This window comes from Listeria rocourtiae FSL F6-920, assembly GCF_000525975.1.
GTDB lineage: Bacteria > Bacillota > Bacilli > Lactobacillales > Listeriaceae > Listeria_A > Listeria_A rocourtiae.
In genome coordinates this window covers 1-473 of the sequence record NZ_AODK01000125.1, presented here as the reverse complement: position 1 = coordinate 473, position 473 = coordinate 1, and the positions used below count along the sequence as shown (strand labels likewise).

The window sequence follows — 473 nt, the reverse complement described above, 5'->3', positions numbered from 1 at the left end:
CTTGTACTTTCACCTACGCTGTTTGTGATTTGATACGTCACTTCGTACACGCCTGGTTTCATGTTGTCTACTTTGTTTTCTACCACTTTGACATCACTTGTGATATCTCCATCTTTTAGGTCGCTTGCGCTTACTTCTTTCAGTGGGTCGAAGGTATCTCCGACGTATATCGTGTGGTCTTTCGCCTCAATAATTGGTCGGCTCAGCACCTGTACTTGGATTGTTTTGCTTGTACTTTCACCTACGCTGTTTGTGATTTGATACGTCACTTCGTATACGCCTGGTTTCATGTTGTCTACTTTGTTTTCTACTACTTTGACATCACTCGTGATATCTCCATCTTTTAGGTCGCTTGCGCTTACTTCTTTCAGTGGGTCATAGGTGTCTCCGACATACATGATGTGGTCTTTTGCCTCAATGATTGGTCGGCTCAGCACCTGTACTTGGATTGTTTTGCTTGTACTTTCACCTAC

General features: G+C 43.3%; 1 protein-coding gene. It reads right to left on the bottom strand.

Going from position 1 to position 473, the window contains the following annotated elements:
* Positions 1–473, bottom strand: a 473-nt coding sequence (locus tag PROCOU_RS16175; protein ID WP_036074557.1) for an immunoglobulin-like domain-containing protein, incomplete at both ends; no start/stop codon positions are given.